Annotated in this window: 17 protein-coding genes and 2 tRNA genes; 13 read left to right on the plus strand and 6 right to left on the minus strand. The window is 36.4% G+C overall.

The features are described 5' to 3' along the window. The first annotated feature begins 140 nt into the window (after positions 1–140). Positions 141–2387, plus strand: coding sequence for an aerobic respiration two-component sensor histidine kinase ArcB (gene arcB, locus GQR59_RS06085; RefSeq protein ID WP_160061136.1), 2247 nt, complete (start codon positions 141–143; stop codon positions 2385–2387). A gap of 202 nt (positions 2388–2589) precedes the next feature. On the opposite strand, the gene arcA is transcribed toward arcB, so the two are convergent. Further along, positions 2590–3306 carry a two-component system response regulator ArcA gene (arcA, locus tag GQR59_RS06090; RefSeq protein WP_160061137.1) on the minus strand — a complete coding sequence of 239 codons (717 nt, stop codon included), beginning with the start codon at positions 3304–3306 and terminating at the stop codon, positions 2590–2592. 554 nt (positions 3307–3860) lie between these two features. Between arcA and thrA the strand changes: the two genes are divergently transcribed. Genes thrA through tesB form a run of 4 tightly spaced genes read left to right on the plus strand, consistent with a single transcriptional unit; the run spans position 3861 to position 9527 of the window. Continuing rightward, the gene (gene thrA, locus GQR59_RS06095) at positions 3861–6323 is read left to right on the plus strand and encodes a bifunctional aspartate kinase/homoserine dehydrogenase I (RefSeq protein ID WP_160061138.1); all 2463 of its coding nucleotides are present in this window, start codon (positions 3861–3863) and stop codon (positions 6321–6323) included. A gap of 1 nt (position 6324) precedes the next feature. Continuing rightward, positions 6325–7281 (plus strand): homoserine kinase, encoded by a 957-nt coding sequence (gene thrB, locus GQR59_RS06100; RefSeq protein WP_160061139.1) that lies wholly within the window; start codon positions 6325–6327, stop codon positions 7279–7281. Next, positions 7278–8555: a threonine synthase gene (thrC, locus tag GQR59_RS06105; RefSeq protein WP_160061140.1), complete on the plus strand. Its 1278-nt coding sequence runs from the start codon at positions 7278–7280 to the stop codon at positions 8553–8555. Before thrB ends, thrC begins: the two co-directional genes overlap by 4 nt. 57 nt (positions 8556–8612) lie before the next feature. Continuing rightward, entirely contained in the window at positions 8613–9527 is a 915-nt protein-coding gene (gene tesB, locus GQR59_RS06110) for an acyl-CoA thioesterase II (protein WP_160061141.1), read from the plus strand. A gap of 108 nt (positions 9528–9635) precedes the next feature. On the opposite strand, the gene GQR59_RS06115 is transcribed toward tesB, so the two are convergent. Both GQR59_RS06115 and GQR59_RS06120 read right to left on the minus strand, forming a co-directional pair. Continuing rightward, positions 9636–9711: transfer RNA gene (locus GQR59_RS06115), tRNA-Ala, on the minus strand. Between the two features lie 184 nt (positions 9712–9895). Then, the gene (locus GQR59_RS06120) at positions 9896–11677 is read right to left on the minus strand and encodes a choice-of-anchor I family protein (RefSeq protein WP_160061142.1); all 1782 of its coding nucleotides are present in this window, start codon (positions 11675–11677) and stop codon (positions 9896–9898) included. Positions 11678–12059: 382 nt separating this feature from the next. Here GQR59_RS06120 and GQR59_RS06125 point away from each other — a divergent pair. From GQR59_RS06125 to GQR59_RS06150, 6 genes are all read left to right on the plus strand, one after another. Further along, positions 12060–12145: transfer RNA gene (locus GQR59_RS06125), tRNA-Leu, on the plus strand. A 691-nt stretch (positions 12146–12836) separates the two neighbouring features. Then, positions 12837–16373 (plus strand): EAL domain-containing protein, encoded by a 3537-nt coding sequence (locus GQR59_RS06130; RefSeq protein WP_160061143.1) that lies wholly within the window; start codon positions 12837–12839, stop codon positions 16371–16373. A gap of 570 nt (positions 16374–16943) precedes the next feature. Next, on the plus strand, positions 16944–17948 hold the full coding sequence (gene rluF, locus GQR59_RS06135; RefSeq protein ID WP_160061144.1) for a 23S rRNA pseudouridine(2604) synthase RluF: 1005 nt from the start codon (positions 16944–16946) through the stop codon (positions 17946–17948). Beyond that, a complete protein-coding gene (thiL, locus tag GQR59_RS06140; RefSeq protein WP_160061145.1) occupies positions 17945–18988 on the plus strand; it encodes a thiamine-phosphate kinase in 1044 nt (347 codons plus the stop codon). Before rluF ends, thiL begins: the two co-directional genes overlap by 4 nt. Positions 18989–18997: 9 nt before the next feature. Beyond that, positions 18998–19516, plus strand: coding sequence for a phosphatidylglycerophosphatase A family protein (locus tag GQR59_RS06145; RefSeq protein ID WP_160061146.1), 519 nt, complete (start codon positions 18998–19000; stop codon positions 19514–19516). A gap of 2 nt (positions 19517–19518) precedes the next feature. Further along, positions 19519–21090 carry an ABC transporter substrate-binding protein gene (locus GQR59_RS06150; protein ID WP_160061147.1) on the plus strand — a complete coding sequence of 524 codons (1572 nt, stop codon included), beginning with the start codon at positions 19519–19521 and terminating at the stop codon, positions 21088–21090. 422 nt (positions 21091–21512) lie between these two features. On the opposite strand, the gene dxs is transcribed toward GQR59_RS06150, so the two are convergent. From dxs to xseB, 3 genes are read right to left on the minus strand one after another with little or no spacing between them, the layout of a single operon-like run. Continuing rightward, a complete protein-coding gene (dxs, locus tag GQR59_RS06155; protein WP_160061148.1) occupies positions 21513–23372 on the minus strand; it encodes a 1-deoxy-D-xylulose-5-phosphate synthase in 1860 nt (619 codons plus the stop codon). Positions 23373–23374: 2 nt separating this feature from the next. Beyond that, entirely contained in the window at positions 23375–24265 is an 891-nt protein-coding gene (gene ispA / locus GQR59_RS06160; RefSeq protein WP_160061149.1) for a (2E,6E)-farnesyl diphosphate synthase, read from the minus strand. Positions 24266–24301: 36 nt separating this feature from the next. Beyond that, positions 24302–24535, minus strand: a complete 234-nt coding sequence (gene xseB, locus GQR59_RS06165) for an exodeoxyribonuclease VII small subunit (protein ID WP_160061150.1) — start codon at positions 24533–24535, stop codon at positions 24302–24304. Positions 24536–24752: 217 nt separating this feature from the next. On the opposite strand from xseB, the gene pomA reads away from it, so the two are divergent. Both pomA and GQR59_RS06175 read left to right on the plus strand, forming a co-directional pair. Beyond that, entirely contained in the window at positions 24753–25523 is a 771-nt protein-coding gene (gene pomA / locus GQR59_RS06170) for a flagellar motor protein PomA (protein WP_160061151.1), read from the plus strand. Then, positions 25520–26491 carry a flagellar motor protein MotB gene (locus tag GQR59_RS06175; RefSeq protein ID WP_201288074.1) on the plus strand — a complete coding sequence of 324 codons (972 nt, stop codon included), beginning with the start codon at positions 25520–25522 and terminating at the stop codon, positions 26489–26491. Before pomA ends, GQR59_RS06175 begins: the two co-directional genes overlap by 4 nt. Positions 26492–26708 lie beyond the last annotated feature (217 nt).

Here is a 26708-nt window from a genome sequence, read left to right on the forward strand (position 1 = left end):
TATAAATCATAGGGGATAGCGAGGTAAATGAGCTTAAAACTAAGTTATTTAATGATTGATCGAGATTGAATCAATGTTAATCACTGAAAAGTCGGTACAATGCAAAAATAGTGATTCAGCCATTATTATTGTGAGGATGTGTGAGTTTATTTAATCTTAAAACCTGGGTTCATTATTATGTTTCTTTATTGAAACGACTGGGACCAATCAAATTTAGTTTGTTATTAGCTTTTGCCATTATTTTCGCTGATGCTTGTTTGCAAATTATTATTGCCCAAGTCTTTTCTGAAAAATTGGATACCGCTGATATTTATCGCTCGGTGATTTTAGGGTTAATTATTACGCCTTGGGCGGTTTATTTTTTAAGTGTTGTTGTAGGAGATTTGGATAATGCGAGACATCGCCTTGCTTTAACGGTTAAAAAGTTAGAGAACATTCTAAAAGACGATAAAGCTAAAACCAAACTGCTAGAAAAAGAAATAGTAGAACATCAAAAAACACAACAAAGGTTACGTGAAGGTACTGGCTTATTACGATCGTTTTTTGATACCTCTCCTGATTTAATCTTCCATCGTGATTTAGATGAATGTTTCGTTAGTTGTAACAAAGCAATGGAAATATTATCTGGTAAAACAGAAAAAGAGCTGGTGGGATTAAAGCCTAAGGATATTTATTCCCTTGAATATTCAGCAGAAGTCTCATTACGCCACCAAAAAGTAATCAAAACACACAGTGAACAAATTCACGAAACTTGGTTGTCATATCCGAACGGTCGGTTAGGTTATTTTGAAATTCGCGCGTTACCTTTATTTAATAGTCAAAATGAATGTGTTGGCTTAATTGGTTTTGGACGCGATATTACTGAACGTAAAAAACATCAAGAATTTTTAGAAAAAGCCAGTCGCGATAAAACTACTTTCATTTCAACTATTAGTCATGAGCTACGTACACCACTTAACGGTATTGTTGGCTTAAGTCGTATGTTGTTAGATGAAAGTTTTAATAAAGAACAAATTCAATATCTTAAAACGATTCATATGAGTGCGATTACGTTAGGTAATATTTTTAATGATATTGTCGATCTAGATAAACTAGATAGAAGACGCTTAAATTTAGTAAATGATTGTATTATCGTTGATGATTTTATGAATGACTTACAAAGTCTTGCTTATATTCAAACGGAACAAAAGAAGCTTAAGTTAGTGTTTGAGCAGAAAGGTGATTTACCTAAATGTCTTTATTCGGATGGAACACGTCTACGCCAAGTATTATGGAACTTAATCACTAACGCCGTTAAGTTTACTGATCAAGGGCAGGTGAATATCCGTTGTAGTCATCGTAGAGAAGGCAATAAAAAATGGCTATGTTTTGAAGTTGAGGATACAGGTGTTGGTATCCCTGAAGACAAGTTAGATAAAATATTTGCTATGTATTATCAAGTGAAAGGTGAGCGTCATGCAACGGGAACGGGTATTGGATTATCTGTTTCTAGCCAAATAGTAAAAGCGATGAATGGTCGATTAACGGTGACCAGCCAATTAGGTAAAGGGAGCATCTTTACATTGGATTTACCAAGTACCTGTTCTCCTGAGAAAAAACATAAAGGGGACTTTAACGTTCCTCCTTTATCTATATTGTTAGTGGAAGATATTGAGTTAAATATTCTCGTTGCGCGTGCCTTACTAGAAAGACAAGGACATCAAGTCGATGTCGCAATGAATGGGCAACAAGCGATTGATAAAGTCGCGGCGTCAGACTATCAATTGATATTAATGGATATTCAATTGCCTGATATGGACGGTTTTGAAGTGACTCGTCGTTTACGTGAAAAACATCCTAAACTCCCTCCAATTGTTGCGTTAACTGCGAACGTATTCTCCAATACTCAAGAGTTTGTTAACAAAGGTTTGGATGATGCGATTGGTAAACCGTTTAGTTTATCGGTATTTAATACCATGGTCGAACGTCAATTTAGTGACCGTATTATGATCTCGACCATTGAAGAGGACGTGCAAGAGGTAGAGCCTATTGACGAAGAGTTAGTCCTGTTTAACGAACCTATGTTAAAAGAGTTAATGGAGTTTTTACCGCTTTCAGTGATGTTGGATAATGTGTCGTTATTTGAGCAACTAATGCCTGAATATTTAGCGGTGTTAGATAGTCATATGGTCGCTAAAAATGAACTAGGGATTGTTGATAAATCACATAAAATAAAAGGGGCTGCAGCTTCTGTTGGACTGTTACGTATTCAAAACTTAGCACAAAAAATGCAATCTCCAGATTTGCCTGCATGGTGGGATAATATTGATGATTGGCATGAGTTAATTAAGAATCTGTATTTAGAAGATGTCAAAGAGCTTAAAAAATGGATTGTTGCTAATGCTTAGTTTATTGGGGGATTTACTAAATATTCATTAGTGAGCTTTCATTTTGAAGTAAAAGTGAAGTGAGTATTGAAGCTGAAATTTAAGTGATAGCGTAAAACGAAAAAGGCCTGCTAGTAATATAGCAGGCCTTTTTAACTAAAAGTCTGTCACCCTATGTTAGGGGTAGTCAGCTTATTATTTCAACTTATAACCTATAAACAGATTATTCTAATTCACCACAAAAACGGTAACCTTCACCGTGAATGGTTGAAATGATTTCCGCTGACTCAGGTACTGTTTCAAAGTGTTTACGGATACGACGAATGGTCACATCAACAGTACGATCATGAGTTTTCAATTCACGACCCGTCATTTTCATTAATAAATCTGCACGGGTTTGAATTTTCCCTGGATTTTCAATAAAGTGTAAAATTGCACGAAATTCACTACGCGGTAATTTAAATACTTGGCCATTTGGACTGATTAATGAACGACTGTCTATTTCCAACGTCCAACCACTGAACTTATAATGTTCAACCTTTTGACGTATTTCTTCAAAATACAAAGTATCTTGCATAGTACGCGTTAATAAGTTGCGGGCTCTAATGGTTAATTCGCGTGGATTAAACGGTTTAGTGATGTAATCATCAGCACCGATCTCTAATCCTAAAATTTTATCAACTTCGTTATCTCGACCTGTTAAGAAAATTAATGCAATCTGTTTATGCTCGCGAATTTCACGTGCTAATAAAAGACCATTTTTCCCTGGTAAGTTGATATCCATAATAATAAGGTTGATGTCATTATTATTTAAAACTTGGTGCATTTCTGTGCCATCGTTCGCTTCAAAAACTTGATAACCTTCGGCTTCGAAAACACTTTTCAATGTGCTACGTGTAACTAACTCATCTTCTACAACTAAAATTTTAGCGCTAGACATGAATTGACTCCTATAAAATTAATAATTCTTTTCTTAACCTGATTTAACATTTTTTAGTTTAAAACTAACTGATTTAACATTAAAAAGGTTAAGTGAAACTTCTTTACCGCACTAAATGCTGGCTGTTTTTTAAACAAAATGTGTAAGTGAAAGCGAATACGGTTTAAAAAATCTTAGTTTTCAGTAATCAAAGTGTAATTACTTAACATATAGATAACAACTTATTCTGTCACTAAACGGTACTTTTACCTTATCTAGTTGATATTTATCAATGCTTCTATGACTATAGTTAACATTTTGTTATTTGTTATGCTAATTAGTTGCAACCTAGTTCGGTTGTTTGTTCCAGTACGCAATAAGCTTTGATATAATCGAACGATATAAATTTAACGAAACTATTAACACACATGGATTTTACTTCATTTTCTCAGTTCAAACAGAAAAGTGCTGCGCTTTGTGCGCAGTGCTCTTTGTTATTTGTAAAAGAGTAAGTTCAACATTCATAAAACCCGCTATTGATGGCGGGTTTTTTCGTATTAAAGCAGGGGGGTACGATGCGCGTACTTAAATTTGGCGGCACTTCATTAGCAAATGCTCAACGTTTCAATCAGGTTGCTGATATTGTTATTAACAATCATCAACAGTCTCAAATTGCACTAGTATTATCGGCACCATCTGGGGTGACCAATAACTTAGTTGCGGTAGTAGAAAAAACCAGCCAAGGATTGTCTGCTGACGAACATTTAATTGCAATTCAAAAAATATTTTCTGAATTAATTCAAGGCTTAAAAGAAACCTACGTTGAATTAGCTGATGAATTGTTGCGCAATACCTTTGAAAACGAAATTGCTGAATTGACTCAATTGCTAGAGGGGGTCCGTTTATTAGGTCAATGTCCTCCTAGTATTGAAGCGCGTATTTTAAGTAAAGGCGAAGTATTAAGTGTTGCTTGTATGAAGCAACTCCTTATTGCTAAAGGCCAAGATGTTGAAATGATCATTCCGCAGCAAAAATTAATCTCTTTCAAAGGGGGTTATTTAGAAGCGCAAATTGACATTAAAGCATCACGTGAGTTATTTGCTAAAGAAGCGATTGTTAGTAATGCTATTTATCTAATGCCTGGTTTTACTGCTGGTAATGAAGAAGGTGAAACATTAGTACTAGGCCGTAATGGTTCTGATTACTCTGCCGCTGTATTAGCCGCGTGTTTGAAAGCTGAATGTTGTGAAATTTGGACTGACGTAGACGGTGTTTACAGTTGTGATCCTCGTCTAGTAAAAGATGCTAAATTATTAACATCACTGAGCTATGCAGAAGCAATGGAATTGTCGTACTTTGGTGCTAAAGTTTTGCATCCAAAAACAATTGCACCGATTGCGCAGCATCATATTCCTTGTTTAATTAAAAATACACATAATCCTCAAGCGGAAGGTACGTTGATTAGTGCACAAAAAAGTGACCAAAAGTTACGCGTAAAAGGTATTTCAGACCTGAAAGGTTTGAGTATGCTAAGCATTTCAGGCCCTGGCATGAAAGGCATTGTTGGCATGGCTGGACGTATATTTACGACGATTTCCCGTGCTGGTGTCTCTATTATCCTTATTACGCAGTCTTCGTCAGAATACAGCTTAAGCTTTTGTATTTATTCAAATGATACGCAAAAAGCCATTGATACGTTAAATGAAGAGTTCAAATTAGAGTTCGAAAATAACTTATTAGAAGAGATTGATGTCATCGATAAACAGGCGATTATTTCACTGGTTGGCGATGGCATGAAAAAAGAAAAAGGGGTTGCAGCGCGTTTCTTAATGGCATTAACAGATGCGTCTATCAATGTGACAGCGATTGCACAAGGCTCTTCTGAACGCTCTATCTCTGCGGTTGTGTCTGAGAAAAAAGCCAATGAAGCCGTGACTGCTTGTCACCATAGCTTCTTTAGTAAAGCACAATTTATCGACTTATTTGTGATTGGTTGTGGTGGTGTTGGTGGTGCTTTAGTTGACCAAATTCACCGTCAACAAAGCTATTTAGCTGAACGTAATATTGCTATCCGTGTTTGTGGTGTAGCCAATAGCCGAGCAATGATCTTAGATGTGGAAGGTGTTGATTTAAATAATTGGCGCGACCTATTAAAAGATGCAACGGATGAATTGTCATTAGTATCAATGAAAGCACTAGTCGACGGTTCTCACATTATTAACCCTGTGATTGTTGACTGTACGAGTAACGATGGGATTGCAGCGCGCTATGTCGATTTCTTAGGTGCTGGTTTCCATGTGGTTACTGCGAATAAGAAAGCCAACACAAGTAGTATGGATTACTACCATCAGTTACGTTTAACAGCATTAATGAAGCGTCGTAAATTTTTATATGATACTAACGTAGGTGCTGGTTTACCGGTTATTGAAAACATGCAAAATCTGTTTAATGCAGGTGACCGTTTAGTTAAGTTTAATGGTATTTTATCGGGTTCATTATCATTTATTTTTGGTAAGTTAGATGAAGGTAAATCATTTTCTGATGTGACAATTGAAGCACGCAATATCGGTTTTACTGAACCGGATCCACGTGATGATTTAAGTGGTACTGACGTCGCGCGAAAATTACTGATTTTAGCACGTGAAGCCGGTATGGAGTTAAACTTAGACGATGTAGAAATTGAACAAGCATTGCCACCTGGTTTTGATGATACAGGTACAACAGATGAGTTTATGGCACGTTTACCCGAAGCCGATGCTTACTTCAAAGCGTTACAAGATAAAGCTAATGAAGAAGGCAAAGTTTTACGTTACATTGGTAGTATTGAAGACGGTAAATGTAAATGTAGTATTATGGCGGTTGATGAAAATGATCCGTTAAATAAAGTAAAAGATGGCGAAAATGCATTAGCATTTTATAGCCAATATTACCAACCAATCCCGTTAGTATTACGTGGATATGGTGCGGGTACTGAAGTAACCGCTGCAGGTGTGTTTGCTGATGTACTTCGTACGTTGAACTGGAAACAGGAGTTTTAAGATGTCTATTGTTGTTTATGCTCCAGCCTCAACAGCTAACGTGAGTGTAGGTTTTGATGTGTTAGGTGGAGCACTTACGCCGATTGATGGTTCACCACTAGGTGACCGCGTTAAAATCACCAAAGGTGATTATGGGTTTTCGTTACAATGTGTTGGTCCATACTCACATAAATTGCCAGATGATTTTAAAAGCAATATTGTTTATGACTGTTATTTAGCTTATCAAGAAACAATAGCAAAATTGAACAAAGAAATATTACCAGTTGCAATGACACTAGAGAAAAACTTGCCTGTAGGCAGTGGGTTAGGATCTAGTTCAAGCTCAATTGTTGCGGCATTAGAAGCGTTAAATGCATGGCATGATTATCTGTTAGATGAACATGCGATGTTAACGATTATGGGTGAAATGGAAGGCAAAATTAGTGGCAGTGTTCACTATGATAATGTTGCACCATGTTATCTTGGTGGAATGCAGTTGATGATTAATGAAGGTGGCGAAATTAGCCAAACGATTCCTTCATTTAAAGAGTGGTACTGGGTTGTTGCTTATCCTGGCATTACTATTTCTACGTCTGCTGCTCGTGATATTTTACCATCACAATATCGTCTATCTGACGCATTGACTTACGGTCGCCGTTTAGGTGCATTTGTACATGCTTGTCATAGTAATCAGCCAGTTTTAGCTGCTTCTATGTTAAAAGATGTTATTGCAGAACCTTATCGTTCACAGCTAATCCCAGGTTTCGACCAAGCGCGTTTATTTGCACAACAAAGTGGTGCATTAGCGATGGGAATTTCTGGGTCGGGGCCAACGGTATTTGCAGTGATGACTGACTTACCGCAAGCTGAATTATTAAAAAATTGGTTAACAGAAAACTTCCTTCAAAATGAAGAAGGATTTTGTCATATTTGTCACCTTGATGAACAGGGTGCACGCGTGTTAGGAAAAGAACTATGAATTTATACAACATCACAGACAACAGCGAACAAGTAAACTTTCAACAAGCTGTTAAACAAGGACTAGGACGTGGCCAAGGCTTGTTTTTTCCTGAGAATATTCGCCAATTAGATAATATTGATGCATTACTTGAAATGAATTTAGTCGATCGCTCAACTGAAATCTTATCGCACTTAATTGGTGACGAGCTAAGTAAAGAAGCCGTATTTGATATCGTATCTAAAGCATTTACTTTCCCTGCTCCAGTGAAAAAAGTAACTCAAGATATCAATGCCTTAGAGTTATTCCACGGACCTACATTGGCGTTTAAAGACTTTGGTGGCCGTTTTATGGCGCAATGTTTAGCGCAATTTAAAGATGATGGGAAAATAACGATTCTTACTGCAACATCTGGTGATACTGGTGCTGCGGTAGCACATGCCTTTTTTGGCATGGAGAATATCAACGTGGTTATACTTTACCCGAAAGGTAAAATTAGTCCGTTACAAGAAAAACTATTTTGCACATTAGGCGGTAACATTACCACTGTGGCAATTGAAGGTGATTTTGATGATTGTCAGGCAATGGTTAAACAAGCGTTTGATGATCAAGAATTAAAACAAGCTGTAGGTCTAAACTCTGCTAACTCAATCAATATTAGCCGTTTAGTTGCGCAAATTTGCTACTACTTTGAAGCTTTTGCACAGTTATCAGTTGCTCAACGTGAAAACTTAGTCGTATCAGTACCAAGTGGTAACTTTGGTGATTTGACTGCAGGTTTATTAGCAAAAGCACTCGGTTTACCGATTAAACGCTTTATTGCTGCAACCAATGAAAATGATACGGTACCGCGTTATTTACAAGAAGGTACTTGGGCACCTAAAAAGACGGTTGCAACACTGTCAAATGCAATGGATGTAAGTGCACCAAATAACTGGCCACGTATTGAAGAGTTATTCAAAGTGAAAGGTTGGTCTTTATCTGAGTTAGGTTACGGTAAGTTATCTGACGAAGAGACTAAAAAGACTCTAATCGACATGGATAAATTAGGTTATTTATGTGAACCGCATGGTGCTATTGCTTACCATGAGTTGACTAAACAACTAAAAGAAAATGAAACTGGTTTATTCTTATGTACAGCGCACCCTGCTAAATTCAGAGAAAGCGTTGAAGGGATTTTAGGGCGTGAAATTTTCATTCCTGAAGAGCTAGCATCACGTGCAGAGCTACCTTTGTTATCAAAAGAGTTCCCGGTTGATTTTGCAAAAGTACGTGAACTATTAATGTCTTTATAAGCCATTTATTAAGTTTTAGATAAGGGCGTATTAGACGCCCTTTTTTGGGAGTAGAATATGGGCAAAGTATTAAACGATCTTTTAAAACAGTTAAGTTTAGAGAAGTTAGAAGAGAATTTATTTCGAGGCCAAAGCCAAGATCTAGGCTATGGTGCTGTTTTTGGTGGACAAGTAATGGGGCAAGCCATTTCTGCTGCAAAAGAAACGGTGCAATCTCAACAACAAGTACATTCCTTTCACTCTTACTTCTTACGTCCTGGCAAAACAGACCAACCCATTGTTTATGATGTCGAGCGAATAAGAGACGGTAAATCACTGTCAGCACGACGAATTAAAGCAATACAAAATGGTAAGCCAATCTTTTATATGACAGCCTCATTTAAAGCCCCTGAAAAAGGCTTTGAGCATCAAGATGTCATGCCTGATGTACCAGCACCTGAAGATCTCATTTCAGAACAAGAGATGGCGTTGTTACATTCTGATTTATTGCCTGCTTTTATCCGTGATAAGTTAGTGGCAGAAAAACCTATTGAAATGAGGCCTGTTTCCTTAGTTAACCCTATCGAACCAGAAATTGAACCTGCTCAACGTTTAGTGTGGTTTAAAGCGGATGGGCATATGCCAGATGATTTGCGTGTTCATCGGTATTTATTAGCTTACGCTTCAGATTTCAACTTTTTACCGACAGCACTACAACCCCACGGTGTTTCTTTTTTAAGTGAAGGGATGCAAGTGGTGACGATTGACCATTCTATGTGGTTCCATCATGATTTTCGCTTAGATGATTGGTTATTGTATTCCGTGGAAAGCTCGGTCGCCTCTGATGGCCGTGGTTTAGTCTCAGGTAAGTTTTTTACTAGAGAGGGTAAGTTAGTTGCTTCAACAGTTCAGGAAGGTTTAATTCGACAACGCCGTAAATTGAAAACCGCTCCACAAACAGGCGCACCACAAGACAATAGCGTGAGTAAGTAAAGACTAAACAGTATTTGATTTTTTAAAAGTAAGACTTTAAAGGTAAGTGTTTAAAAGCAAAGAAACTTAACTAAACAATACTTAACTAAACAATACTTAACAATATAGTGGTGGAGCTATGCGGGATCGAACCGCAGACCTCAACGCTGCCAGCGTCGCGCTCTCCCAGCTGAGCTATAGCCCCACTATATTGCTGTATTTATTTTCGGTAACCTAGTTAATCAATCGCTTAATAAATGACTAACTTAATTAACTAAAAACAGAGCGGATTGTATTCGCACTGTTTTTAGTTGTCAATTTCAAATGAGCAAAATAGTTTAACTTGTAAGGAAACTTGCACATTACTCATTTCATATTCACTAGCAGAGCTATTTTACCTGCGTATTAATTCGATAAAAACGAGTTGTCCCACTCACTTCATTTCCTACGATTAAAATAGGTGTTCCAGAATGGCTGTCTTTCGCACTAACAAATTTAAAACCTTCTGGCCCTAAATCTCCGGCATCGACTTGATAGGTTTTAATGCCATCTGTATTTTTTTGTTTATTATCTTTTGGGTTAACAGACATATCGCGGCTATTTAAGTATTGCACAAACTGCGCGTTACTAGGTTGGCTAATATTATAAACCATAATACCACCCATTCGTTCTAAGCCGATAAAAGCATAGGTTTTTCCATCAATCACACCCGTAGTGAGCGCTTCTGGTTCAGGGCCTTTTTTAGCACTACGATCTTCTGCTTTTAATTTGTTATGTGTTTGGTTGAAATCTTTGCCGTATTTTTCAGCTGTTATTCGTTCAAAATCACTGCCTGAATCAAATACCATTTTTAAATTGCTCATATTCCAAATCGAGAAAGAGCGACCGCCAAAGGTTAATAAACGATCAATCTTACCGTCACCGTCTAAATCACCATGTTTTTTAGTTAATGAGTGTGAAAACTTTATTCTATCGACGGTTGATTGTTGCGGACCACCTTGTTTAAAGTTTGATAAGTCCAATGTTGCAGACGTTGATTTAGGTAAATAAATGTCACTCGAAAAAGCATTTTTTAACTTAAGATCATCGGCGCAGTTCTTATCTTCTAAATGATAATAAAAATGGCCTTGTTCACATTCATTTTGAGATAACTCAGTGACCCAATCACTTCTGTCATCTCCTTCATTTGCCGTCAGTAAATAATCAATATCATTGATTTTTACTGTCGCTACCGTATCAGGCTGATACATACCCAATAATGCTTCATTTTTTAACAATGCTTGTTTATCTTTATCGTTACCATCAATCTCATTACCTTTAATGAGATGGTCTTTAAAGCCAAGGGACATAATGCGTTCGATTTTTTTATTTGCTAAATCGACAACTGCAATGGCATTATTTTCTTGTAAAGCGACGTAAGCTTTACTGCTGTCTTGATTAATCGCGATATATTCTGGTTCTATATCTTTAGCAACACTGGCTTGATAACCATTTAACAGGATATTTTTAGGCAGTTCATTATGTCGAGAACCACCTTCGTTAAAATCAGTGAAGTTTAAATGAGTAACATTGGTAGAGAGTTGTTTATTTTGCCAACGAATATCTAAGATTGCTATTTCACCTTCAGGATCGACCGCGTAATTCCCGACACTCGGCTCACCTTCAAGTGCAATAACAAGCTGCTTTCCATTAGGTGTAAACGTTAGCATGTCTGGCAAGGCACCAACATAATGTGCAGATAAAAAGTGTAAGTCTGAAGTATCATAGAAGGCAACCCAGCCTGTATCAGTTTTGTTTTTTGCTTCAATCGCAACGGCTAACAATCCATTATAAACATCTACGCTATTGGCAGCGCCAGCTTCTTCATTTAAGTGTTGTTTGATATCCGCTTTAATATTCAGACTATTCGCTAAAGTAGGGGAGTCTATATTGTTGCTATTAAGTACGTCGATCTTCCCTGATTGTGCATTCACTACGAATGTTTGTTGAGTTAACTTATCGAAGGCGACAATTTCAGCTGCACTTTGATCAAAAATATTGGATTGATATCGACCTGCTTCAACCAGTTTAATATTGGATAGTTGATCTTGTTTTGTTGCTTGAGCTGATATAGTTGAACAACTGAAAATAGTTGAAGAAAGAATCATACTGGTGATTAAATTATGTTTCATCGTAAGGCTTCCATGTCATTTTGGATAAATTAGACATATTTGTACCTTATTATTGTTACTCTTTTATTAAATCACCGCTTTAAAGTGATTTACTCAATAGTAAAAATAGAAAGGAAAGCTTGTTAAAGAGAGAATAAAGGCCATTTAATGTGAAGGTACTTTATGAAGATACTTTATGAAGATAGTATTACCAACATAATATTTGAGTCTGACATTCAAAGTCGGGTATGAATCTTAAACAATAATTGCTTGTTAAATATCAAAGTGTTGAAATTATCGACAGTCAGTTCATATTTTTGATTTTATTACTGTTTAGGGGTTGTGGTTAAAATTAACTTCTCTATAATACGCCTCACTTGCTTGAGAACGCTTTAAAGCAATCGCCCGGGTGGTGAAATCGGTAGACACAAGGGATTTAAAATCCCTCGACTTATGGTCGTGACGGTTCAAGTCCGTCTCCGGGCACCAATTTTAAGAAAAAGCTTCGCATTTGCGAAGCTTTTTTTTGCCTAAAATTTATGGTTATTGGTATTATAAATTTTGTTAAGAGAATCAATGTTTACATTGGTTTATCCTTCAAATAGAATTTTTCTTCTTAAAGTGACTTCATATGCTCTATACCATCGATAAGGGCACTAAGGTAAAATAATACCAAAATAATTAATAAGGTGATCATTCTTGCTGGTTAAACTCACCCCTAACTGCGTTGTGAGTTTTGAAGTGAGAACAACTATCTCCTACAACTCACGCCTTATTAGTGTTAATTTTTCCTGCGCAATCTCTGAACACTTATTTAATTCCATTGGTATAAATAATGCTTAGCTTATTTAACAAATTTTTAATTTCTTAAATAAATACTACCAACTTACTAAAATTCTACCAACCTACTATAAAACTCTACCAACCTACTAATAGGTATAAAAGTTACATTTCAATTTTCAATCACTTTAGGCCTCTGTCGTGTTGAAATCTGAAATTATAGGTCTATATACGCTATTGTTTTATAGACCTTTTGGAGTAACTCAGTTAAATTTGATGTAATAATTATTAGTATTATAAATCCTCATGTGATTTTTGAGTTCAAGGACTGAAAAGCTCAATTACTGGATGCTACACGTTAGCTTGAAGTCGTTAGACTTAGATAAGGTATAGATAAATAATGGACTTTTTCCATACGTTAAAATCTCGTTTACTGTTTTTGATTTTTATTGTTACATTACCAGGATTAGTTGCTGTTTTATTTCAAGCAACTTCTGAGCGTAATAATGCGATAAAAAGTGCTCGGCAATTTGCTGTGATGACTGTCGATAACATCACATGGGAACAAACAGAAATAATAGAAAAAACAAAAAGTTTTTTACAACGTTTATCTCAATCTCCAATTTTATTAAAGCCTAGTTCAATTGAATGTCATCAGTTTTTAGCTAATATTCATCATTTAACAGATTATTACGTCAATTTAGGTGCACCCAGTGCAGATGGACAATTACTTTGTAGTGCCACACCATTGAGCGAACCGGTTGATGTGTCTGACCGAGCTTATATTCAACAAGCAATAACAAAAAGAGCGTTTACTATTGGTCAATTTCAATTTGATCGAGCCGCTGAAAAAACCAGTATTAATTTTGCTTATCCTATTATCAATGCATTAAATGATGAGGTTGTTGGGGCTACCGTTGCTGTTGTTTCACTTGATTGGTGGAGCAAGCAACTTGAACATGCTAACTTACCTGAAAAATCAGTTGCATATGTTACTGATTCTAATAATAAAATTATTGCTGTTTACCCTGAGAATAAAACCCAACTTGGTCTTTCCTTAGATAGTGTTCAATATTCTGTTAAATCAATGTCAGATAAAAAAGTAAAATTAATCGAAGATTCAAATAATTATTTGCGCATCTTTGTGAGTCGGGCATTGATAAGCATGAACGAGGGGAGTGATGCTGATGGTGCGGTCAATATTACTGTTGGTATCCCTTTTGAAAATGAATTAGCGCTTGTTGATTCAAGGCTCTTGAAAATCATCTCATTGTTAATCATTTTTATTTTAATTAGCATCTTATTTGCTATTTTTGCTATTAATAAAAGTGTCCTAAAACCACTTAAAGCGCTTAAAAATTCTACTAAACAACTTGAATTAGGCCTCAGTGAAAACGTGAGTTCTGTGGAAGGAACCAAAGAGCTTGTTGATCTACAAGAACATTTTTCTTTAATGGCAAAAACAAGGTTGTATGCAGAGCAGCAGCTTAAATACAGCCAAGCGTTTTTGCAAGAAAGTGAAACAAGATTATCTAGGCATTTACAAAATACACCACTTGGTTCAATCACTTGGGATAAAAACTTTGTTTGTACTGAGTGGAATCGTGCGGCTGAGCATATATTTGGTTATTCATCGAGTGAAGCTATTGGTGCCGATATTAGTGATTTAATCGTTTCACCTAACTTAAAAACTGAATTCATAGAACAATATGGATTGTTATTAAGGCAAGAAGGAGGAACTAACTTTAAAGGTGTGAATATAACTAAAGATGGTCGCACCATTAATTGTAATTGGTATAACACCCTTATTCTTGATGAAGAGGGCATTATTAATGGATTCGCTACATTAGTTAAAGATATAACAGAAGATAAACGTAATCAGGATACGTTAGATAATTTCTTTAAGTTACCGATGAATTTGCATGCCATCATTAATTTCGATAAATCAATTATTAAAGTAAACAAGGGGTGGGAATCAATTCTTGGGTATACCTCAAATGAACTGGTTGGCACTAATGTATTAGCCTTAATGCACTCAGATGATATTCAAAAATCTAAAATAGTGACGACTAAATTAAAAACAGAACAAGATCTTCTTTCATTTGAAACGCGCTGCATGAGCAAGGATGGTGAATATCGTTTAATTGATTGGTCATGCACTGTCTCAAATGAAGATAGAACGTATTATGCGATTGGTATCGATATAACAGAAAGAAGGTTAATTGAAGATAAATTAAAACTAGCAGCTGGTGTTTTCACTCATGCTAAAGAAGCCGTTATGATTACTGACCAAAATAATAATATCATCGATGTTAATGACGCATTTACAAAAATAAGTGGTTATTCAAAAGACCAATCGATAGGCCAAAAAACGTCTCTGTTTAAGTCTGGCTTAGAGTCTGATGAGCTTTATAACGAAATATATGATGTTGTCTCAGAGAAAGGTCATTGGAATGGTGAAATCCGCAATAGATGTAAAGATGGAACGATTATTTCTCAATTACTGACTGTCAGTACCATTTGCGATGCATCAGGACAAATAACAAATTATATTGCGTTATACACTGACATCAGTGCAATAAAAGAACAACAAGGTCAATTAGAACGTATTGCGCACTATGATGTGTTGACTAATTTACCTAACAGAAGCTTGTTGGCTGATCGTTTAAAGCAAGCAATGTTGCTTTGTACAAAAAGAAACCAATCTTTAGCGGTTGTTTTTCTTGATTTAGATGGCTTTAAAGAAATTAATGACTCTCATGGCCACAATGTTGGAGACAAATTATTAGTAGAGATTGCTTCTCGGATACAAGCTTCATTAGGGGGTGAAGGTACTCTTGCTCGTTTCGGCGGAGACGAATTTGTTGCCGTATTAGGAAACCTTGATGATGCCCATGATTGTGAGCCTATTTTAGAAGAATTACTTGCGGTAGTAAAAGCTCCTCTGATGATTGGTCATGTCGCTATTAATATTTCTGCAAGTATTGGTGTCACCATCTATCCCCATGACAATGTTGATGCAGAACAATTGTTACGTCATGCAGATCAAGCTATGTATACGGCCAAGCAAGAAGGTAAAAATCGATATCATTTATTTGATATGGCCCAAGATATAGCCTTAAAAAGCCAGCATGAAAAATTAATTAGAATAGAAGCTGCATTAAAAGATAATGAGTTTGTACTTTATTACCAGCCTAAAGTTAATATGGTAACAGGTGAATTGATTGGGGTGGAAGCATTGATTCGTTGGCAGCATCCAGAGCGAGGTTTATTGCCACCGATTGAATTCCTACCGGTTATAGAGCGCCATGAATTGACAATCAATGTAGGAGAGTGGGTGATTGATACTGCACTTACTCAAATTTCTCATTGGCAAAAACTAGGTCTCAATATTATTGTCAGTGTTAATATCGATGCGCTACAGTTACAGCAAGCGTCTTTTGTCGATCGATTATCTACATTATTAGCTGCCCATCCTGATGTACCTAAAGGTGCCCTTCAATTAGAAGTATTAGAAACAAGTGAATTAGCTGATGTTAAAGATGTAGCAAAAATAATGCATGCATGTATTGAGTTAGGTGTTGGCTTTGCATTAGATGATTTTGGTACAGGCTATTGTTCGTTAACTTATTTAAAACGCTTACCTGTTAACTTAATTAAAATAGATCAAAGCTTTATTTTTGGTATGTTGGATGATCCTGAAGATTTATCGATTGTTGAAGGGGTAATGGGGTTATCTAAAGCTTTCGAACTTAATATCATTGCAGAGGGTGTTGAAACGCTTGAACATGGAGTCGCATTATTAGCGTTAGGCTGTTATTTAGCTCAGGGTTACGGTATTGCAAGACCAATGCCTGCTATTGATATATTAGAATGGTCTGAGAATTGGAAGCCAGATAAAGCTTGGTCAAAATATCACTTAAATATTAATGGTTAATGTTAGTTAATGGTTAAGTATCGTTACCCATTGTTTTCAACACTTGGATTCAGATAATAAAAAGTATAAGTAAGGTGGAGTATCACTAATAAAACCTTACTGAATAGAATGCTTATTATTGATAGTATTATTTAGTTATTTATACCTTCTATATGCTTTGTTTAGTCGTTAGCTTGGACTCTAAATCAGACGCGACATGATGTCAGTGGGAAGTCCTTATCAAAGGTTGCAACATAAGTTAGTTTTCAAGCTCACGACTCAGAGGACAAGCGGAAAAGTAAATATTTTCGTTGTTAGAAAGTGTCGATTTAACCCGTTAGATCTTGCTCTTTCTGCCTAAAACCTGTTCACTTCAATGCTTGCTGAATTTTGCACCTTGAATGGTAACGGGTATATAAGGTTTGAGATAAGATCCACACTATTATTAAAAGCATTCAGCTATAAAAGAAAATCTTCAAGTAATCACACCGTGTATCATTGATATCACTTCATTTCATTTCCGTTAACATCCTGATTATGCTTTAATACGGCGCTTAGTTAGTCGTTAAATAAATAGCATTGGGGTTTACTGTGAGTCAAGATATCGAGAAGCGTCTTAATAAATTTATCAGTGATTCGGGACATTGTTCTCGACGTGAAGCAGATAAGTTAATTGAACAAAACCGCGTTAAAATTAATGGGCAAGTTCCAGAGTTAGGAACTAAAGTACAGCCTGGCGATGAAGTGTTTGTTGACGGTAAGCGTATTAATAAAATAGCAGAGAATAAATCAGACCGTATTTATATTGCTTATAACAAACCAACAGGTATTACATGCACCACTGAACGTGATGTTTACGGTAATATTATCGATGCTATTAGACACAAAGAACGTATTTTCCCTATCGGCCGTTTAGATAAACCTTCAGAAGGTTTAATCTTTCTTACTAGTGATGGCGACATCGTTAATAAAATTTTACGCGCTGAAAATGCACATGATAAAGAATATCGTGTCACAGTCGATCAACCACTAAGCGAGCGTTTTGTTGACCGCATGCAACGTGGCGTACCTATCCTAGACACCATTACTAAGCCTTGTACTGTTAAAGTAGAAAGTCGTTTTGTATTTACTATTATTTTAACGCAGGGTTTAAACCGCCAAATTCGTCGTATGTGTGAATATTTAGGTTATGAAGTTACACGCCTACAGCGAACGCGTATCATGAACGTGACGTTAAATAACTTAAAAGTAGGGCAGTGGCGAAATCTCTCTGAAAAAGAGATGGAAGAGATTAATACAGCTGTTGAAGGATCTTCAAAAACAGCTGTTAATACTACTCTACCTAAACAACAACGAACGACTGACCAAACAAATAGTGATAAATTATCTCGTCAAAAGCAATCTTCAGAGCCTAGCACTGCTAGTGCTTACTATGGAAAAGTAGAAAAAAGCGGAAAAGTAGAAAAAAGCGATAGAAATGATAAATACGGCACAAACAATAAAAGTACACCTAAAGCCAAGAAAGTATTTATCAATAAAAATGCAAAACCAAGTACAACAACCAATAAACCAAAGTTGTCATTAAAAAGAAAATGAGCCAAGGTGAATTCGATATAATTAAACGTTACTTTCAGCGTTCAACCAATAAAGTTGATGGCGTTGAGATTGGTATAGGCGACGACTGTGCAATTTTAGATGTACCTTGCGATCATCAACTAGCTGTTACCACAGATAGCTTAGTGAGCGGAGTTCATTTTTTTGAGGATGTCGATGCCTACCGTTTAGGTTATAAATCGTTAGCTGTTAATTTAAGTGATTTAGCGGCAATGGGAGCAACTGCTAAGTGGGTTTCTTTAGCCATTACTTTGCCAAAAATAGATGAAACTTGGTTAGCTGAGTTTTGCCGAGGTTTTTTCGCTTTAGCTGATAAATACAACGTTAAATTAATTGGTGGTGATACCACAAAAGGACCTCTTTCGATTACCGTTTCAGCGAAAGGGTTAGTCAAAACAGGGCAAGCTTTAACACGATATAATGCAAAGATTGGTGATGTCATTTTTGTTAGTGGTTGTTTAGGCGATGGCGCTTTAGGTCTGCTGGTTAAATTATTGGCCACTGAAACGGAATTGTTTACTAAAGATAATCAGCAAGCCTTTGTCAATGCATTAGAGTTAACAGAGCCTCGCTTACATTTAGCTAAATTACTCGTAGGTTATGCCTCAAGTTGTATTGATATTTCTGATGGCCTAAGTCAAGATCTCTCACATGTTCTTAACAAATCTCAATGTAGTGCTGAAATTGCATTAGAAAACTTACCTTTTTCAGACGCGATATTAAATGAAATTAAATTAGATCACCTTTCCTTGTCACAGGCATGGCAATATGCGGTTAATGGTGGCGATGACTATGAGTTATTATTTACCATGCCTGCGGAGAAAGTCGCTGCATTTAAAACACTTCTAAATACACAATCAAAATGTATCGATTTAGCTTGTTATGAAATTGGAAAAATAACAGAGCGCAAGCAAGTTGATTGTGAAGACTCTACAGTAATATCTACTGAAACTTCGATATTATTCACTCATCTACAACAACTAGTCGATTTAAATAGTACTGGTTGGGATCATTTCAAATAAGGTAATAAAATGTTAAATCGTGATGATTTAAAAGGCTTAAAGTTATCGAATCCAATTCATTTAGCGGCCGTTGGCTTTGGTAGTGGTTTGGCACCTAAAGCGCCTGGTACCTTTGGTACACTGGCGGCGGTACCTTTATTTTATCTATTAGCCATGCTTAATATTGAATCCTATATCGCAGTTTTAGTGGTCACTAGCGTTGCTGGCTTTTGGTTTTGCCATGTCACTAGTGCAGCGATGGGAGTGCATGACCATAAAGCGATTGTATGGGATGAGTTTGTAGGTTATTGGATTACTATGTTACCTGTTTTATTATTTTATCCGGACCTTAAAAGTACCATGGATATTCCTTTTATTTGGGTTGTTGTTGGTTTTGCTTTGTTTCGTTTCTTTGATGTACTAAAGCCTTTTCCTATTAGTTGGTTAGATAGAAAAGTGCATGGCGGTTTTGGGATCATGATTGACGATATCGTTGCCGGAGTCTTTGCTGCAATTGGATTGTTTTTGATCATTCAATATTGGGGGTAAATATGTTATTACGTTGGCTTATTCTTACTGTAACGTTTTATACAACTGGTAGTATTGCAGAAAGCCAGAATATATTTAACCCACAGGCCATTACTGTTGCGATAGATAAAACACCTGTTTCATTTAACCCTTATTCTGATCAAGCATTAATGGGACAGCAATTTAAACATCTACTATTTGATCCGTTATTTCGCTGGGATAAAAACCAAAAAATAGAACCGCGTTTGGTCAAAAATTGGAAGCGTGTCGATAAACGAACGGTGCGTTTTTTTCTTCGTGACAATATACATTTTCATACGGGTAATTTGTTAACTTCAAATGATGTACTTTGGTCCTTTGAGCAAGCAAAGAAACAAATTAATAGTAATTTTTTAAGTAAGTTAGATTGGGTTAAAGCTAATCATAAAAATAGCTTTGATATCAGGACAAGTCTCAGTGATATCCAACTGTTAGACTATTTAACCAATGTGTTTATATTAGACTCAAGGTTCTATGAAAGTAATACAAACGTATTAAATAGCTCTCCTTCAATAATACTCCCACCGGTAAGAAATTTACCGATGTCTGGGACTGGTCCTTATTTAATACAACAATATAATCCTGTTTTAGGAATGGTTGTTGTTGCAAATCCAAATTATTGGGACGGTTTTCCTAAGGTTCAATTCTTTCGCTTTATGCGTATTAATAAGCCCCAATCTCGTTTATTTGCATTGTTAGCCGATGATGTACAGGTGAGTTATGCAATCCCTAATAAAAGTACCGAAGACCTTGAAAGTAATACTACAAAAAACTTAGTTAAAGTACCGTCTTCAAATGTCATTTTTTTAACGATTAACGATAAATTATCACCAGTATTAAAAAATAATGAAGCACGTGATGCTATTCATCTAGCGATCAATCAAGCGGGTATGTTGAAATATATCTTAAAAGATAATGGTCAAGTGCATCCTTCTGTTATGGCTTTAGCTGATAATACGTTTTCAGAGAAACAAGATAAAATAAAAGAAGATATGCCTGAATACGATTTAGAAAAATCTAAGGCGTTAGTCAAAGCAATGAAGTTACCAAAACAAATGTCTTTATTGGTAATGTTAGATGATGTTGGGAATACGAAAAAAGTAGCTGAAGCATTAAGTAAAATGTTGAAGAGGGCTGGTATTGTTGTTGCTACGCAAGAAATTAGCTCTGAAGAAATATGGAAAAATACTAACTTATACTATGACTTAACTGTTTCTACTTGGCAGACTCAGTTAATGAGTCGAGATAATATGTATGAAAACTTATTTTTACAAAGCTATTTAACAGGTTATTTACAAGATAAGTTTAAGGATCAGGGGTTAAAGGATAACTTTCAACAGGAATCTGCTTACTTTAAAACCTTACAGCAAGATAACTGGGTTATCCCATTGTTTTATCAAGATAAAATTTGGGCTCAAAATAATAAATTTAATTTAGATGAAATATTTTCAAGTAACGGAATCCCATATTGGTCATTACTTAAATTAAAAAATACTGAAGATAAACCCAAAAATGAAGAGACGTTATTAAAGTTGAAAGAGAAAAACCAAGGATAATATAATACTGATTACATTAAATAAGTGATCTAAATTTTGCGCAGAAAAAATGACTTAGTTTAAGGCGAAAAGAGAGGCCTTTCGAAGATTAACTTGTTAATCGTCTGTCGGTGAATTAACTAAAACATGTTAATTCATTAATTGTTATTCCCTTTGCGAAATTTACAACGAAGCAATAAGTTATTTTAACCAGTAAAATAGACCAGTTAATTAGTGTGATTGGTATAAGAACTGCAACATAATGAAGTGGTGTTAATTACTTCATTATGTTGCAGTTTGATTAGGCTTTTTAAATAAATTTTTTCAAAAAGCTTAATTCGTTATATCACTTAAACTTATCTAGTAAAAACTAGTCAGCAAAGATTGTCTGAAAACACTAACAAAGTGTAGCTTTTAAAGCCTACCTGTAAAGCCCCCAATACTTATGCAAAGAAGTTTACTATTTGTTCTTCGATACCTTCACTATCAAGTTTGAGCATGTGATAAATTTCTTGTTGCGTACCTTGTTCAATGAATGAATCTGGTAGGCCTAAATGTTGTATTTTACCTGTGTATTGCTGTGTCATTAAAAATTCACTAACGGCAGAACCTGCGCCACCGGCAATGCTGTTTTCTTCAATAGTGACTATTTGCGAATGTGTTCCAGCAAGTTGTTTTAATAATGATTGATCTAATGGTTTTACAAATCGCATATCGACTAACGTTGCATTGAGTTTTTCTGCCACTGGCATCGCGGCTTGTAAAAACGTACCAAAACATAAAATAGCAAGTTTATTACCTTCTACAACGACTTTTGCTTTACCAATTTCTAATTGTGTCATTACTGCTTCAACCGCTATACCTGTTCCACTCCCTCTTGGGTAACGAACTGCGGCTGGCGTATTAAGCAAATGTCCTGTATATAACATATCACGACATTCCTGCTCATCAGAAGGAGCCATGACCGTCATGTTAGGCACACAACGTAAAAAGCTTAAGTCGTAAGCACCTTGATGTGTAGGACCATCAGCGCCAACGATACCCGCTCTATCAATCGCAAACAAAACACCTAGGTTCTGAATCGCTACATCGTGTATTACTTGATCGTAGGCACGTTGTAAAAAACTTGAATAGATAGCAACGATAGGATTTAAATCTGCAATCGCCATACCTGCTGCTAATGTCACAGCATGTTGTTCTGCGATAGCAACATCATAATATTTATCAGGGTGACGTTTAGAAAACTCAACCATGCCAGAACCTTCACGCATAGCAGGGGTAATTGCTGTTAGTTTAGGATCTTTATCTGCCATGTCATTTAACCACTGACCAAATATTTTAGAAAAAGTCGGTGCAGACGGTTTAGGAATAGGTAATGCTTGATCGGGTGTAAACTTGGGTACTGCATGATAAGTGATCGGATCAAGTTCAGCTTGTTTGTAGCCTTTACCCTTTTTAGTCATCACATGTAAAAACTGTGGGCCAGAATGAGAACGCATATTGCGTAATGTATCGACTAATGCAATCACATTATGTCCATCCATTGGGCCAATATAATTAAAACCAAACTCTTCAAAAATAGTGCCTGGTGAAACCATACCTTTCAGATGTTCTTCAGTCTTTTTAGCTAGTTCTTTAATCGGTGGAATATTAGATAATACTTTTTTACTGCTTTCACGAAATTGAGTATATAAATCACCAGACAGTATCTTAGCGAGGTGATTATTTAAAGCACCAACATTTTCTGAAATAGACATTTCATTATCATTGAGAATGACTAACATATCGTTATGCAAAGAACCTGCATGATTTAACGCTTCAAATGCCATGCCTGCAGTAATGGCGCCATCACCAATAACGGCAACCACTTTTCTGTCTTTTTTCTCTTTTCCTGCAGCGATAGCTAAACCGAGTGCGGCTCCAATAGAAGTTGATGAGTGGCCAACACTTAATACATCGTATTCACTTTCTTCGCGCCAAGGGAAAGGGTGTAACCCCTTAAACATTCGGATATTTTCCATTTGATCGCGACGGCCCGTTAAGATTTTATGCGGATAGGCTTGATGGCCTACATCCCAAACTAGGTGATCAAACGGTGTATGGTAAACATAATGTAAAGCGACGGTTAATTCGACCACACCTAAGCCTGAAGCTAGGTGACCACTAGTTTGACTAACACTGGTTAATAAAAATTGACGTAATTCTTCGCACAGTGCAGGGAGCTGGTGTTTTTTTAATAGACGCAGATCTTCTGGATAATTAATATCAGCGAGCAACGGGTAATTTTTTAAATCCAATGGCATATTTATTTATCACGTTTGATGATGTAGTGAGAGAACAACTCGAGTAACTGAGTATTATAAGGTAATTGTGATAAAGCATGAAGCGCTTCTTTATATAAGTCTTGTGCTTTTTGTTGTGCAGCAGGTAAACCTAGTAAAGCTGGGTAGGTCGATTTATTTAATGCTTGGTCAGAACCCTGCGGTTTACCTAAGGTTTGTGTATCGCTAGTAATATCTAGGATATCATCTTGTACTTGGAAAGCTAATCCTATCGCAGTTGCAAAGCGAGTCAATAATGCAAACTCTTCCGGAGCAATATCTGCTTTAGTTAATGCGCCCATTTGCACTGCCGCTAATATGAGTGCGCCGGTTTTTGCATTATGTATTGTTTCTAGTTCAATTAAAGAGATTGCCGTATTTTCAGCCGCTATATCTAATACTTGTCCCGCACACATGCCTTTTTCACCAGAAGCTTTCGCCAATGTGTTGATGATTTTCAATTGCGATTGAGGCAATAAATGTTCAATGTCTGTAGATAGAATATCAAATGCTAATGTTTGTAATGCATCTCCTGCTAAAATAGCTGTCGCTTCATCGTATTTAATATGGCAAGTCGGGTGACCACGACGCAGTGCATCATCATCCATTGCAGGTAAATCATCATGGATTAAAGAGTAAGCATGAATGCATTCAATAGCCGCGGCAATTGGGTCGAGTGTTTCAAGTTTGCTGCCGAGCATTTGACCAACCGCATAAACTAAGAAAGGTCTGACACGTTTCCCTCCTAGTAACGCACCGTAAGTCATTGCTTCATTTAATTTTGTTGAAGCAGGGCTCGAGTAATTAATATGTTTTTCAAGCTGTTCATTTACACGCACTTGAAATTGTTGCATGGTAGAAGTTAATTGTGTCATCTAGGCTGCTTAGTATTGGAAATGGAAGACAAAAAGTTATTCTTCAAAATTTTGTAAAGGCGCTTGTACATCATTTTGCATTAAAATGCTGACTTGTTGCTGAGCATGTTGCAGCTTTTGACTATTACTGCGTGCTAGTGAAATACCTCGTTCAAATTGTTTTAACGCATCCTCAAGTGGCAAGTCACCACCCTCTAAATGTTGAACAATTTTTTCAAGTTCAGTAATTGCTTCTTCATATTGCATATTTTCAGGTTTTTTTAAGGCCATGGGAGATCTCTTTTCTATAATTTGTGCAAGATTACCGTGCCTGTTAAGGATGTCAAACTAAGGTATAAAAATAATTTCGAAAGAGTGAAGTTGTAAGCTGTTTAGTGACTTGTAAAATATTTTATTTTAAATAATAGTTTATGGCTACAAACTAACCATAAATAGCTATACTATCTACATAACAACGCATTAATATTAAATTAAAAAGGATTTATCTGTGGATTTAGCAACACTCGTTGGAATTATAGGCGCCTTTGGCTTTGTCGTAATGGCAATGCTGATGGGGGGAACCATCGATATGTTTGTCGATGTGACTTCTATCTTGATCGTGTTCGGTGGTACAGCATTCGTTGTAATGATGAAATATAACATCGGGCAATTTTTTGGTGCCGTCAAAATTGCGATGAAAGCATTTATGTTTAAAACTGACTCACCTGAAGAGCTAATAGTAAAAACAGTAGAAATGGCTGATGCTGCCCGTAAAGGTGGTTTTTTAGCACTTGAAGAAGCTGAAATTAGTAATCCTTTCATGCAGAAAGGGGTTGATATGTTAGTTGACGGTCATGATGCCGACGTGGTTCGTCAAACCCTACAAAATGATATTAGGTTAACCTCTGAGCGACATGAAATTGGTGCTGATATATTTAAAAACTTTGGTGATGTGGCTCCTGCGATGGGCATGATTGGTACCTTAATTGGTTTGGTTGCTATGTTATCAAATATGGATGACCCAAAATCAATTGGTCCAGCGATGGCTGTTGCGTTATTGACTACTTTATATGGTGCGGTAGTGGCAAACATGGTTGCTTTACCAATTTCAGACAAATTAAAATTAAGAGCTCAAGAAGAGAAGCTGAATCGTAGCCTTATTTTAGATGGTGTATTAGGTATTCAAGATGGTCAAAATCCACGTGTTATTGAAGGTGTATTACGTAATTACCTACCTGAGTCTAAACGAGGTAGTGCTGATGATGGTGGGGCTGAATAATGGAAGAAGAATGTAAATGTCCCCCCGAGGGATTACCTGCATGGATGGGGACCTTTGCAGATCTAATGTCATTGTTAATGTGTTTCTTCGTTTTACTTTTATCATTCTCAGAAATGGATGTATTAAAGTTCAAACAAATAGCAGGATCAATGGCATTTGCTTTTGGTGTACAAAACCAATTAGAAGTAAAAGACATTCCTAAAGGTACCTCAGTTATTGCACAGGAATTTAGACCTGGTAAACCTGAACCAACGCCTATCGAAGTGATTATGCAGCGTACTTCGGAAGTGACTAAAACAACCTTGGACTTTCAAGAGGGCGATAGTAGCCGCTCTGGTGGACAACAAGATGTACCTGTTCGAGAAACCTCTTTACAAGTAAATGAAGAAACAAAAGAGGTTTTATCTGCAGAGGTTTCTAAATCAGTTGCTGAACAATCAGAAGAACAACTAGAGCAAACTGAGCAGGCTGCTAGTGCTAGCACGGCTTCACAACAGGCACTCACCAAGAAAGTAGCTGAAGATTTACGTGAAGAGATTGAAGATGGTGCGATTGAAATAGAATCTTTAGGACAGCAGTTGATTATTCGTGTTAGAGAAAAAGGGGCTTTTCCTGCAGGTTCTGCTTTTTTACAGCCTCGTTTTAGACCCGTGATTGCGAAAGTAGCAAAAATATTAGTTGATGTACCTGGTGTGGTGACTGTTGCAGGGCATACTGATAATGAACCAATACAATCAGAGCTCTATCGCTCTAACTTAGATTTATCTGCGCAACGTGCTGTTTCTGTTGCTCAAGAAATGCTTAAGTTAAAAGGGATTAGAGATAAAAAAATGTTAGTGGTCGGTTATGCTAATACTAAACCATTAGTCGAAGGTGATACGCCTGCTGAACAACGTCGTAACCGTCGTGTTGAAATCATGATCATGCAAGGTGAGGCAGCAGAATCTGGCGAAATATCTGTTAAGTAATTTACGTTATTTAAATTACTTAACCTTCTTTAGCTTTACCTAAGTTTATCTCCCTGTAATAAAAAGCCCCACGTTAAAATATGTTAACGTAGGGCTTTTTATTATTATTTTCTTTTAATGTCTATTAAAGCAACCTTTGTCTATTAAAGGAACTGTTGTCTATCAAAGGAACCGTTGTCTATTAAAGCAACCATGGTATTAAACAATCATTTCGTAA

Source organism: Psychromonas sp. L1A2 (genome assembly GCF_009828855.1).
Lineage (GTDB): Bacteria > Pseudomonadota > Gammaproteobacteria > Enterobacterales > Psychromonadaceae > Psychromonas.